The 13,048-nt window shown below is 73.4% G+C and carries 9 protein-coding genes; 7 read left to right on the top strand and 2 right to left on the bottom strand.

The features are described from left to right. Positions 1 to 95 precede the first annotated feature (95 nt). Both ACZ7C5_RS13625 and ACZ7C5_RS13620 read right to left on the bottom strand, forming a co-directional pair. Positions 96 to 3,137: a non-ribosomal peptide synthetase gene (locus ACZ7C5_RS13625; RefSeq protein WP_470322637.1), complete on the bottom strand. Its 3,042-nt coding sequence runs from the start codon at positions 3,135 to 3,137 to the stop codon at positions 96 to 98. Between the two features lie 155 nt (positions 3,138 to 3,292). Further along, entirely contained in the window at positions 3,293 to 3,604 is a 312-nt protein-coding gene (locus ACZ7C5_RS13620) for a hypothetical protein (protein WP_188298395.1), read from the bottom strand. Positions 3,605 to 3,976: 372 nt separating this feature from the next. Between ACZ7C5_RS13620 and ACZ7C5_RS13615 the strand changes: the two genes are divergently transcribed. From ACZ7C5_RS13615 to ACZ7C5_RS13585, 7 genes are all read left to right on the top strand, one after another. Continuing rightward, positions 3,977 to 5,206, top strand: coding sequence for a GNAT family N-acetyltransferase (locus tag ACZ7C5_RS13615; RefSeq protein WP_401082427.1), 1,230 nt, complete (start codon positions 3,977 to 3,979; stop codon positions 5,204 to 5,206). A gap of 164 nt (positions 5,207 to 5,370) precedes the next feature. After that, positions 5,371 to 6,606, top strand: a complete 1,236-nt coding sequence (locus ACZ7C5_RS13610) for a DegT/DnrJ/EryC1/StrS family aminotransferase (RefSeq protein WP_470322636.1) — start codon at positions 5,371 to 5,373, stop codon at positions 6,604 to 6,606. Continuing rightward, positions 6,603 to 8,120, top strand: coding sequence for an NAD(P)/FAD-dependent oxidoreductase (locus ACZ7C5_RS13605; RefSeq protein WP_470322635.1), 1,518 nt, complete (start codon positions 6,603 to 6,605; stop codon positions 8,118 to 8,120). Before ACZ7C5_RS13610 ends, ACZ7C5_RS13605 begins: the two co-directional genes overlap by 4 nt. Continuing rightward, positions 8,117 to 9,547: an aspartate aminotransferase family protein gene (locus ACZ7C5_RS13600; RefSeq protein WP_470322634.1), complete on the top strand. Its 1,431-nt coding sequence runs from the start codon at positions 8,117 to 8,119 to the stop codon at positions 9,545 to 9,547. The genes ACZ7C5_RS13605 and ACZ7C5_RS13600 overlap by 4 nt, the downstream gene beginning before the upstream one ends. Then, positions 9,544 to 9,975: a hypothetical protein gene (locus ACZ7C5_RS13595; RefSeq protein ID WP_470322633.1), complete on the top strand. Its 432-nt coding sequence runs from the start codon at positions 9,544 to 9,546 to the stop codon at positions 9,973 to 9,975. The genes ACZ7C5_RS13600 and ACZ7C5_RS13595 overlap by 4 nt, the downstream gene beginning before the upstream one ends. Beyond that, complete coding sequence (locus ACZ7C5_RS13590) at positions 9,972 to 11,456, top strand: FAD-dependent oxidoreductase (protein ID WP_401082413.1); 1,485 nt, start codon at positions 9,972 to 9,974, stop codon at positions 11,454 to 11,456. The genes ACZ7C5_RS13595 and ACZ7C5_RS13590 overlap by 4 nt, the downstream gene beginning before the upstream one ends. Continuing rightward, positions 11,453 to 12,982 carry a GMC oxidoreductase gene (locus ACZ7C5_RS13585; RefSeq protein WP_401082410.1) on the top strand — a complete coding sequence of 510 codons (1,530 nt, stop codon included), beginning with the start codon at positions 11,453 to 11,455 and terminating at the stop codon, positions 12,980 to 12,982. Before ACZ7C5_RS13590 ends, ACZ7C5_RS13585 begins: the two co-directional genes overlap by 4 nt. Positions 12,983 to 13,048: the final 66 nt, after the last annotated feature.

Genomic DNA, 13,048 nt, shown 5'->3' with positions numbered 1-13,048 from the left:
GAGCGGAGCGCCGGCCGGCGAGGTGGTGGTCGGTCAGGTCATGGTAGTGAGTCCCCCTGACCGGCGCGCGCCCGCCGGTGCCCGCTCCGTCCCGGTCATCCCCGTTGTTCCTGGTGGTGGGCGACGTAGCGGTGCAGCCCGTGCCGGTTGGACGGGATGCTCCGGGCGTCGGCGAGGGCGGCGAGTTCCTCGGCCCGGTCGGTGCCGAAGCGGGCGGCGGCGTCCTCGAAGGCCATCGGTGACCGTGCGGGGCGGGTCTCCGGCACCGGCAGCAGGGCCAGCGCCCCCGCGAGCCGCCGGTTGTCGGGGTCGGCCGCCGCGGCCTGGTGGACGGCCTGCCAGAACTCCCGGTACTCGACCTCGCGCAGGCCGAAGGCGGTTCCGAAGGCGCCGAGCACGTCGTCGAGGCGCAGCGGACCGGGCCGCAGCAGGTGGAAGTAGCCGGGCCGGCGGTGGTTGACGGCGGTGACCAGCAGCCGTCCGACGTGGTCGACCGGGGTGTAGTCGGTGGTCAGGTCGCTGGTGAAGTAGGCGCCGACCCGCAGGCAGGCCTGGACGAGTAGTTCGACCCGTGAGCCGGGGTTGGGGATGCCGGTGCGGGTGGCCGGCATGACCTCGCCGAGCCGGTGCACCGCGACCGCCATGCCGCGTTCGGCGGCGGCCTCCAGCAGGCGCTCGGCGACCCACTTGGACTGGCCGTAGCCGGTGTCGGGGGTGAGGCCGGCGGGGACCGGCCGTTCGAGGACCGCGATGCCGCCGGTCGGCTGCGGCGGGCAGGCGGCGAGGGTGGACACGAAGTGCACCGTCTTGGGCCGGCCGGTGGCGGCGAGCCGGAGCAGTTCCACGGTTCCGCTCACGTTGGCGCGGCGGTGGGCGCGGTAGCCGCGCACCAGGTTGACCATGGCTCCGGCGTGCACCACGGTGTCGACCCGGTCGGCCAGCCGGTGCAGGTCGGCCGGGCTCAGGCCGAGCCGGGGGCTGCTCAGGTCGCCGGGGACGGCGTCGATCCGGTGGCCGGTTCCCTCGCGCCACAGCCGGTACCCGTGCAACGCGTCGGTCAGGCGGCGGCGTGCCGCGTCCGGGCCGTCCGCGCGGACCAGGCAGTGGACGGTGGCGTCGGTCAGGTCCAGCAGGTCGTGCAGCAGCTGGGCGCCGACGAACCCGGTCGCGCCGGTGAGCAGCACGTGCCGCGGCGGCCCGGACGGGGTGCCGGCCGGCCGGATGTCGGCGGGCAGCGTCAGGTCGGTGGCGGATGCCGTGGTGGCGGCCGGCGCGGCGGGCAGGGCGCGGCCGCCGTCGAGCGCGGCGGCCTGGAGCGCGATGGTCGGCGCGTGGACGATGTCCCGGATCGAGAGCGGGGTGTCGAAGCGGGCCGATACCGCGAGGGCGAGCCGCTGGGCGCGCAGCGAGTCGCCGCCGCTGTCGAAGAAGTCGGCGTCGGGGCTGGTGACGGGCTCCGGCAGCAGGGCGTTCCACAGTTCGGCGAGGGTGCGTTCGGTGCCGCTCCCGGTGGCGGCCCAGCCGTTCGGCTCCGTCGGTCCCGGGGCCTTCAGGAGTTCCGCGAGGGCCTTGCGGTCCGTCTTCCCGTTGCCGTTCACCGGGACGGCGTCGAGCCTGATGAACCGCTTGGGGATGAGTTCGGCCGGCAGCAGCGCGCGGATGTGGGACCTGAGCCGGCTCGTCGCCAGTTCGCCCCGTACGGTGACGAAGGCGGCCAGGTGCTGTCCGCCGCCGTGGTCGCTGACCAGCACCTTGGCCTCGCGCACCGAGGGGTGCGAGGTGATCGCGTGCTCGATCTCGGAGAGTTCGACCCGCACGCCGCCGATCTTCACCTGCTGGTCGCGCCGGCCGTCGAAGTAGAGCAGCCCGTCCGTGTCGTGGTGGCCGAGATCGCCGGTGCGGTACATCCGCTTCCCGGGTAACTCGGGGAACGGGTTCTCGACGAGGACCAGGTCGGTGCGGTCGGGGTCGCCGAGGTAGCCGGTGCCCAGGCACGCGCCGCCGATGCAGATCTCGCCGATCTCCCCTGCGGGGGCCGCTTCGCCGTGCTCGTCGAGCACGATCGCCCAGGTGTTGTCGATCGGCCGGCCGATCGGCACGGGGGAGGGGTCCTGCGGTGTCACCTCGTGGAAGACGGAGCCGATCGAGGCCTCGGTGGGGCCGTAGGTGTTGGTCACCCGCAGGTGCGGGAGGAGCCGTTGCAGGGCCCGTACGCTCTCCGGGGCGATCTCCTCGCCGCCGACCAGCAGCATCCGCAGGCTCGCCAGACCGTCCACCAACTCGGGCTGGGAGTCGAGCAGTTCGACGAGGGCGGTGAGGATGGTGGGCACGAAGTCGGTCATCGTGACGCGGTGGCGTTCGATGACCTCGACGGTGGCGGTCAGGTCGAGGATGTCGTGCGCACGGGGGATGACGACCCGGCTGCCGCAGGTGAGCGGCCAGAGCAGCTGCCACAGGGAGGAGTCGAAGGTGTGCCGGCTGTTCTGGAGCACCACGTTGCCCGGGGACGAACCGAACCGGCGGCCCATGGCGAGCAGCCGGTTCGCCAGGCCGCTGTGCAGGTTGAGGGCGCACTTGGGGGTGCCGGTGGAGCCCGAGGTGTAGAAGCCGTAGGCGAGTTCGTCGGGTCGGGGCGGCGCGGAGGTCGGCCGCGCGGGGCGGGCGTCCGCCGCCGCGGTGGCCGGATCGGGGTCCGTGCCGGACACCGGGTCGACGGTGAGGACCGGGGCGGCCCAGCCGTCCTGGGCGGCGCCGGGGGAGAGCAGGATCGCGGCGGGGTCGCACGCGTCGACCATGGGGTGCAGGCGAGGGCCCGGCCACTGTTCGTCCAGCGGGACGAACACCGCGGCGCAGCGCATCACGGCCAGCATGGCGACCGGGAGTTCGGGGCCGCCGGTCATCACCAGCGGTACGAAGTCGCCCCGGCGGACCCCGGCGTCGGCCAGCCGGCCGGCCAGGGCGTCGACCCGTTGCATGAGGCCGCGGTAGGTCAGGGTGCCGCCGGGGTGTTCGACCGCGACGGCGTGCGGGGTGCGGGCGGCCGCGGCCTCGATGAGGCTCCAGGCGGTGACGTCCGGGTGGTGGGGGACGGTGTCGCCGCAGAACTGGCCCAGCTGCCGCTCGGTGGGGGCTCGCATGGATCTCCCTTGGTTGCGGAACGAGGACGGAGGCAGAGGCGGGAACGGGGACAGGGACGGGACCCGGCGCGACCGGGCCGGCCCGCGACCGCAGCAGGTGCGGGCGCCGGCCGGCCCGGGAGCGGATCAGAGCCTCAGCGGGACCTGGGCAGGTCTCAGACCTCGGTCGCCACCCAGCTGATGTACCAGCTGTGGCTCACCGCGTACTCGACCGGCAGCGGCCGGCCGTCCTGCCAGCGGACGTAGATCCGGAAGCCCTTCGACGTCGGGGTGTAGATGGTGTTGCCGCCGGTGGTCGTCCACATCGAGTCGCGGCCGCACAGGTTGGCGGTGTAGACGGGCGTCTCGCTGAAGTTGCCGGCGGAGGTGTCGACGTCGATGTAGATGCCGGTGCCGTTGTCCTCCTCGACGTGCTGCTGCCACGCGTCGATGGGAGTGTTCCCGGCGATGAACCTGGGGTTGGACATACCTGTCTCCTCGCTGTGATCAGAGAAACGGGCAAGAGGGCGGATCAGAATGGATCGCTGGCGTACCAGGGATCATCCGCCGCAGCCGAGTCTGAGTGAATCTTCCAGTGATCACAAGAGTGCTGGATGCGAACCATCGAATTCCGGTTGAGAACGCCGATCACCGTTTCGGACCAGTGAACAGTGGGGCAGTTCCTGCTTCTTGACGCCGCGTGGTTCGATCGTGATATACCTGTGACTTCTGACGTGGTCCGGTCACCGGACACCCGTGTGCGCTGGTCTACCTGTCTCTGGAAACGCGCCGTCTCATATTCCGGACCGTCATGATCTGAATTCCAGGGATCTTCAGTAAGTGAGGAGCGTGTGACACGCATGCCCGAATTCTCTGCCGTTCCGGAGCTATCTACCGCAGATTCCTGGGAGGACGTCTTCCCGGTCGCGGAACTCGCGTACGGGGGCTACGAGCACTCCGCGGAGTACCACGCCTCGGCGGCGTCGATCTTCGAACCCAAACGTTCGGTGGTCGCCCGGACCGGCGGCCGCACCTGCGGGACCTGCGCCGTCTACTCCCTGGAGATGACGCTGCCGGGCGGTCCCCGGCCGGTGGCCGGCCTCGGCTACGTGACCGTCGCGCCCGAACACCGGCGGCGCGGCGTGATGAGCGCGATGGTGCGCCGGGTCCTGCACACCCTGCACGACAGCGGTGCCGAGGCGGTGGCCGCCCTCAACACCACCGAGGCCGGGATCTACGGCCGCTTCGGGTTCGGCCTCGCCAGCCAGGCCGTCAAGGTGCGGATCGCCCGGCACGCCCGTGACCTGCGCGTGGACGGCGGCGATCGGGCCGTCCGGATCGGCGGACCGGAGGAGCACGCCGCGGCGATCGCCGCCGTGTACGCGCAGTGCGTCGGGGAGCGCCCCGGGATGCTGCGCCGGGACGCGGTCTGGGCCGCCCGGGCCGTCCTGGACCTGCCCGACCACCGGGGCGGATCCGGCCGGCTGCTCTGCATGGTGGCCGAGGACGAGGGGGAGCCGTCCGGCTACGCCCTCTACCGGCTGACCTCGGCCTGGGTGGACTCGGTACCGCGCTACGAGGTGTCGGTGCGCGAGCTGTTCGCCCGCGATCCCGCCTCCGGCGCGGCGCTGTGGCACGCCCTGCTCGACGTCGACCTCGCCGGCAGCGTGGTCGCCGACCGGCCGGTGGACGACCCGGTGCTCGCCCTGCTCACCGACCTCCGCAGCGCCGCGCCCGTCCTGCGCGACCAGCTGCACGTGCGGCTGGTGGACGTCGACCGGGCGCTGGAGCAGCGGGGCTACGCCACCGAGACCGACATCGTCCTGGACGTCACCGATCCGCTCTGCCCCTGGAACGAGCGGCGGTTCCGGCTGCGCACCGGCGCCGAGGGCGGCGAGTGCCGGCCCACCACCGCGCCGGCCGACCTGGAGCTGACGGCCCGGGAACTGGGTTCGCTGCACCTCGGCGGCACCTCCCTGGTGCAGCTCGCCCGGGCCGGCCTGGTGCGCGAACTGCGCCCGGGCGCGGTCAGGGCCGCCGCCACGGCGTTCCGCCACGACCCGGCCCCGTTCTGTCCCATCGTCTTCTGACGCCGGGCCTCATCCCCTTTCCCTACCGGGCCCCGTCGTCCTCTGACGCCGGGCCCCACCATCACGCTGTGACGCCGGACCGCCCGCGCACCAGCCGGAGCGCGGCGGCCGCCGTCCCCTCCCCGACATCCGACCGACCACCGATCGACGCCCCTAGGAGCCTCATGCCTGGTCCCGGATACTCGTACTTCGGCGCCGAGGAGCGACGCAACCTCCTCGAAGTCGTCGACTCCTGGCTCGCCACCTCCGACGCGCACTCCCGCCCACCGGGCGTGGACGCCCAGGTCCGAGGCCTGGAGCAGGAGCTGTCCGCACGCTTCGACAGCCCGTACTGCCTGGGCGTCAACAGCGGCACCTCCGCCCTGCTGGCCGCGCTCGCCGCGCTCGGCATCGGACCGGGCGACGAGGTCATCGTGCCCGGCTACATGTACGCCGCCTCCGTCTCGGCCGTCGTCTTCGCGGGCGCCACCCCGGTGATCGCCGAGATCGACGAGTCGCTGACCCTCGACCCGGCCGACGTCCGGGCCAGGATCACCCCGCGCACCAGGGCCGTGATGCCCGTCCACATGCTCGGCGCGCCCTGCGACCTGTCGGCTCTCGGGCAGCTGGCCGACGACCACGGGCTGTTCCTGCTGGAGGACGCCGCCCAGGCCTGCGGGGCGACGTACCGCGGTCGTCCGGTCGGCACCTTCGGGCAGGCCGGGGCGTTCTCCACCAACATCTTCAAGGTGATCACCGGCGGCGACGGCGGATTCCTGCTCACCCAGGACGAGCGCACCTTCCAGCGGGCGTACTCCTTCCACCACCACGGCTGGTACCCGTACGGGCAGGAGAGCGCGGACGGAGACCAGCTCTTCGGCCTCAACCTGCGGATGAACGAGTTCACGGCGGCCGTGGTACGCGCCCAACTCGGCCGTCTGGACGCCATCCTGGAGCACAACCGGACGCTGGCCAGGGCGCTGGCCGCCGCGATCCCGGCCCACGAGGGCCTGCGCCCGCGCCTGCTGCACGACGCCGACGGCGACTGCGCGACCCTGCTGGTGTACGTCTTCGAGGACGCGGCGAGCGCCGACGCCGTGGCCAAGGAGCTCGGCACCCGCCCACTGCTCCAGTCGCCCAAGCACTACTACGGCGGCCTGCCCGAACTCACCGCCCTGATGGCCGGCGACGCCCGCCCGAGCCCCTTCCGCCGGCCGCCCGAGAACGTGCGGCACGACTACCGGGCCGGCGCGCTGCCGCAGACCGACTCCGTCCTGGCCCGCTCCGTCGCGCTGACCATCGGCCTCACCGACACCTACCTGGCCGCCGACTTCGGTCTGACCGCGCGCAGCACCCTGGCCGACGTCGAGGCCGTCGCCGAGCGGTTCGACACCGCCGTGTCGGAAGTGCTGGGCCGGTGACCGCCGCCGATCCGGCCGACCACGCCGGTCGGCCGGAGGACACGGACGCGGTGCCCGGCTTCGACGACGCCGACGTGCCGGACGCCGACGTGCCGGACGCCGGCGTGCCCCACGACGCGATACCCGACGACGGGGTGCCCGACGACGCCGACGTGATCGTGGTCGGCGCCGGCTTCACCGGTCTGGCCGCCGCGCACGAACTCGCCCTGGCCGGCCTGCGCTGCCGGGTCGTGGAGTCGTCGAGCCGGATCGGCGGCCTCGCCAAGACCTTCACCGTCGGCGACCGGCAGCTGGAGCGGTTCTACCACCACTGGTTCGACTCCGACCGCGAGATCTTCCGGCTCTGCGCCGAACTCGGCTGCGCCGACCTGATCGAACGCCACCCCACCCGCACCGGCGTCTACCACGCCAACTCGGTGTACCGCCTCTCCAGCCCGCTCGACGTGCTGCGCTTCGCCCCGCTGCCCCCGGTCGACCGGGTGCGGCTCGGCCTGTCGGCCCTGCGGGCCGGCCGGGTGCGGCACTGGCGCGAACTGGAGTCGCTCACCGCCGAGCAGTGGCTGGTCCGGCTGGGCGGGCGCCGGGCCTTCGAGGTGGTCTGGCGACCCCTGCTGGAGGGCAAGTTCGGCTCCTACGCGTCCGAGGTCGGCGCGACCTGGATGTGGACCAAGCTGCACCTGCGGGGCGGCAGCCGGTCCCGCTCGGGGCAGGAGGTGCTGCACTACCTGCGGGGCGGTTCCGGCGCCCTGCTGGACGCCTGGCAGGACCGGCTCCGGCAGCTGGGGGTGGAACTGCACACCGGCAGCCCGGTCGACGAGGTGCTGGTCGGCGAGCGGGGCGTCACCGGCGTCCGGATCGGCGGCCGCACCCTGCGGGCCCGCCGGGTGCTGGTGACCACCGCCCCCGGGCTGCTGGCCGGGATGCTCGACGGGGACGCCGGCGCCCACCCCGCCCTCCCCGGGCTGGTGCGCAGGCTGCGCTCCGTCCCGTACCTGGCCAACCTGTGCCTGGTCCTGGAGAACCGCCGGGCCCTGTCCGACACCTACTGGCTCAACGTCACCGACCCGGAGTTCCCCTACGTCGGCGTCATCGAGCACACCAACCTCGACGCCCCGGAGCGCTACGGCGGCCGGCACCTCGTCTACCTGTCGAAGTACCTGCCGGTCGACGCCGAGCTGTACCGGATGAGCGACGAGGAGGTCTTCCGCCACAGCCTGCCCCACCTGCGCCGGATGTTCCCGCGGTTCCGCGAGGACTGGGTGCACCGCTACCACGTCTGGCGGGCGGAGCACGCCCAGCCGGTGATCACCCCCGGCTACTCGCGGCGCGTCCCCGGGGTCGAGTGCGCCGTGCCCGGCCTCTACATGTCGAGCATGGCGCAGGTCTTCCCCGAGGACCGCGGCACCAACTACGCCGTGCGGCACGGCCGGAGCGCCGGCCGGCTGATCGCGGACCGGATCCGCACCCGCGAGCGCGCGGGGCTCCGCACGACACCGACGAAGGAGGCGGTATGAACGACCTGCTGGACATCGCGGCCGCCGAGAACCTGACGGAAGACCAGGTGCACGCGCTCTACCGGAGTTTCGTCAGCCGGAGCCAGGTCTCCCTGGTCGGCGCGTTCGGCTTCGGGCACGACCTGGTCGAGAGCGCCGAGGGCTGCTGGATCACCCTGCGCGACGGACGGCGCATCCTGGACTTCACCGGCGGGATCGGCGTCCTCAACCACGGCCACAACCACCCGAGGATCCTCGCCGCCCGCCGGCGCTTCGCCGAGCAGGGCCGGATGGAGGTCCACAAGAACTACCTCTCGCCCTACGTCGCGGCCCTCAGCCACAACCTGGCCAAGCTGCTCCCCGGCGACCTCGCCATCAGCTACTTCCCCAACTCCGGTGCGGAGGCGGTCGAAGGCGCCGTCAAACTCGCCTACAAGTACCACGCGGGGCGCCGCGGCACGGTGCTGCACACCGACATCTCGTTCCACGGCAAACTGCTCGGCGCGGGCAGCCTCACCGCCTCGCCCGAACTCCACTTCGACTACCCGAGGATCCCCGGCACCGACTACTTCGGCTACGGCGACCTCGACTCCTTCGCCCTCGCGCTGGAACGGCACCGGGCACTCGACGGCGGCAGCGACGTCTACGCGGTCGTGCTGGAGCCGTTCAGCGCGTCCAGCCTGCGCGAGTGCTCGGGGGAGTTCCTCCGCGAGGTCCGCCGGCTGTGCACCGAGCAGGACATCGTGCTGATCTTCGACGAGGTCTACACCGGCTGGGGCCGCACCGGCGCGCTCTTCTACTTCATGCACCACCCGGGCCTGGTCCCCGACGTCGTGACGATGTCCAAGTCCTTCGGCGGCGGCAAGGCGTCCATCGCCGGGTACGTGGCCCGCGAACCGGTCTTCCGCCGCGCCTACGACAACCTCCAGGACGCCACCCTGCACAGCACGACCTACTACGGATTCGGCGAGGAGACCGCCACCGCGCTGGAGGCCGTCGCCGTCGCCGTCGAGGACGACTACCCGGGGCGCGCCCGCAAACTCGGCGCCGTCCTGGAGACGGGCCTACGGGACATCGCCCGCCGGCACCCCTCCCTGGTCGCCTCGACCGCCGGGTCCGGCGCCCTGCACGGCGTCTTCCTCAAGGCCGGACCGGCCTCGCTCGACCGGCTGCTGCCGCTGCTCCCGGCAGCACTCGGCCGCGACGCCAGGCTCCGCACCAAGGCGATCACCGGAGCGGTGATCGCCGCCCTCTACCGCGACCACGGCGTGCTCACCTTCTTCGGCTCCAACCACGGCCTGCCACTGATCGTCGCGCCGCCGCTGGTCGCCGAGGAACCAGAGGCGGAAACCTTCCTGCGGGCACTCGACCAGGTGCTCGGACAGGGCGCGGTACGCCTGCTCGGCCGACTGGCCAGGGAACTCGCCGCCGGGAGGCTACGCCCGTGACGGTCGACCTCCTCCTGCGGATCTGGTCGCTGCGCCACCCCGCCCTGAGCCCGCCGGGCCCCCGCGCCGCGGCACGCGCCCACGTCCTCGGCAGCCTCGCCGAACTGGCCCCGCACTACCGGGCCGGCCTGGCGCTGGCCCTGCGCCTGGTACCGCTCGCACTCCTGCTGCTGACCGGCCGCCGCCCCGCCACCGCCCCGCCGGCCGCCCTGCTGGCCGGGCTCAGACGGGTGGAACGGCTGCCGCTGCTCGGCCGAGCCGTCCGGACGACGGAGACGCTCGCGCTGTACAGCGGCCTCGACGCCGCCGCGGCCACCACGCCCAGGCGCACCGGGCCCGACACCGGCGGATTCCACCCCGCCGGGGACGACCCGGCCCGGCACTACCTCCAGGCGCCGCGGACCGCCGGCCGGGCGGTCTCCCGATGAGCCGCTCGGCACGCCCGATCGACTGCGACGCCCTCGTGATCGGCTCCGGCGCCGGCGGCAGCGTCGCCGCCCTCGGCCTGGCCCGGGCCGGCCGCGAGACCGTCGTCCTCGAAGAGGGCCCGCGGGTCACGACGGCCGAGATCGCGGCCGCCTCACCCGCGCAGAACCTCCGCCGCCTCTACCGCCACGCCGGACTGGCCCCCATCCACGGTCGGCCCGTCATCGCCTTCGGCGAGGGACGCTGCGTCGGCGGCACCACCGTCGTCAACGGCGGCCTGCTCTGGGAACCACCCGCCGAACTGCTCGACCGCTGGGCCCACCGGGCCGGCACCGACGGCTACCGCCACACCGACCTGGACGGCCACTTGCGCGAGATCACCCGCCGCCTCGGCGTCGCCGCCCAGCACCCCGGCGACGGCAACCGCGACTCCCGCCTGCTCGCCGACGGCGCCGAACGGCTCGGCTGGCACTGGGCCACGGCCCGCCGCGCCGCACCCGGCTGCTCGCACGCCAACCGCTGCCCGACCGGCTGCCCCTCCGGCGCCAAACAGAGCATGATGCTCAGCTACCTGCCCGCCGCCGAACGCCACGGCGCGCGCATCCACCCCCGCACCCGGGTCCTGAAACTCGGCCACCACGGCCGGACCGTCACCGAGGTCCGCGCCGTGGGCCCCGAAGGCGAACCGCTCACCTACCGGCCGCGCACCGTGGTGCTCGCCGCCGGACCGATCGGCAGCCCGGCCCTGCTCCAGCGCAGCGGCATCCACCGCCGCCACGCCGGCCGGCGCACCGCCGTCCACGTCAACCTGAAGGTCGTCGCCCGCTTCCCGGAGCCCGTACGGGCCACCAGCGGCACCATCTTCACCGCCCAGCTCCAGCACTTCCAGGACCAGGGCCTGCTGGTGATGCCCGCCAACCTCACCCCCGGCGGCCTCGCCGCCGCGCTGGCCGGCCACGACCCGCAGACCGTCAACACCCTGCTGGCGGACCTCGACCGGGTCGCCCTGTACACCGCACAGGTCCGGGTCGAGGGACCGGTCTCCGTCACCGCCCTGCCCGGCGGCCACACACTGCTGCGCCACCGGCTCACCGCCGACGACGGCACCAAGCTGCGCTCCGCGCTCCACCTCACCGCCCGGCTGCTCCTCGCCGCCGGCGCCACCGAGATCCACCCCCCGTTCCCCGGCCCGCCGCTGCGCTCGGAGGACGAGGCCAGGCAGTGCGCCGAACACAGCTCCCTCGCCGACTGGCCGCTCGTCTCCGTCCACGCCATGGCCTCCTGCCCGATGGGCGCGGCCGACCGCGGCGGACTCTGCGACGCCGCCGGAAGACCGTACGGCTTCGACAACCTCCACCTCTGCGACGCCTCGGTGCTCCCGGGCGCGACCGGCATCAGCCCCCAGGGCACCGTGATGGCCTTCGCCCACGAGATCACCGAACGGCTGCTCCAGACCACCCGACAGGAGAAGACCACCGGATGACGGACGACCTGGCACCGCACCGGCTCCCTGGCGTGATCGAGCCGGACGGCCCCGAGGTGACCTGCGACCTCGCGATCCTCGGCTCCGGCATGGGCGGATCCACCCTCGCCCACGCGCTCAGCGCCTCCGGCGCGCGGATCCTCGTCGTCGAACGCGGCGACTTCCTGCCGCGCGAACAACAGAACTGGTCCCCGGAAGCCGTGTTCGTCCAGGGCCGCTACCGCAACGGCGACCAGTGGCAGGACGCCCAGGGCCGGCCCTTCAGCCCCGGCGTCCACTACTACGTCGGCGGCAACACCAAGGTCTTCGGAGCGACCCTCCCGCGCTTCCGCGAGACCGACTTCGGCCAGGTCGCCCACGCCGAGGGCGACACGTCCGGCTGGCCGATCGAGTACGCCGACCTGGAACCCCACTACGCCCGGGCCGAGGACCTCTACCGGGTGCACGGCACCCGCGGCGAGGACCCCACCGACCCCTGGCGCTCCACCGACTACCCCCACCCGGCCGTCGCACACGAGGGCGCCGTCGCCGACCTCGCCGACCGGCTGCGCGGCCAGGGCCTGAACCCCTTCCACCTGCCGACCGGCATCGACCTGCGCGAGGGCGGCGACTGCGTGCGCTGCGCCACCTGCGACAGCTTCCCCTGCATGCTCGGCGCCAAGAGCGACGCCGACGTCCGCGCGCTGCGCCCCGCCCTGGCCTCCGGTGACGTCCGGCTGCTGACCCGCACCCTGGTCGGCCGGCTGTACACCGACGCCACCGGACGGCGGGTGACGCACGCCGTGGCGACCAGGGACGGCAAGGAGCTGACGATCCGGGCCGAGCGCTTCGTCCTCGCCTGCGGCGCCGTCAACACCGCGGCGCTGCTGCTGCGTTCGGGCCTCGCCAACGGATCGGGCCGGGTCGGGCGCAACTACATGGTGCACAACAGCACCTTCCTGGTCGCCGCCGACCCGGCCCACCGCAACCGGGCGGTCTTCCAGAAGACGCTGGGCCTGAACGACTGGTACCTCGCCAGGAACGGCCGTGCCCCGCTGGGCAACGTCCAGATGCTGGGCAAGCTCCAGGAGCCCATGGTGCGCGCGGCCCGCCCGAACGTGCCCACCGCGGTCCGGCGGTTCGTCACCCGCCGCAGCCTCGACCTCTACCTGACCAGCGAGGACCTGCCGACCAGGGACAACCGGATCACCCTGGACACCGCGGGGCGGATCACCGTGCACTGGCAGCCCAACAACCTCGGCCCCCACCAGGAGCTGGTCCGGCGCACCACCCGCTCGCTGCGCGCGGCCGGCTACCCGCTGGTGTTCACCCGGCGGATGGGCATCGAGACCAACTCCCACCAGTGCGGCACGGCCGTGATGGGGACCGACCCGGCCACCAGCGTGGTCGACCCGGCCGGGCGCACCCACGAGCACGACAACCTCTGGGTGGCGGACTCCTCGGTCTTCTGCTCGTCGGCGGCCGTCAACCCGGCCCTGACCATCGCCGCCAACGCCTTCCGGATCGCCGGGGGAGTGCTGGCCTGAGGCCGGCGTACGAACGCCAACCCGTCCGGCCCGCAGCCTGGTCGACCAGGCTGCGGGCCGGAGGTG

It is taken from the genome of Kitasatospora sp. NPDC036993, assembly GCF_055607525.1.
The sequence above is the reverse complement of the archived record's forward strand: the minus strand, read 5'-3'. Positions and strand labels throughout refer to the sequence as shown.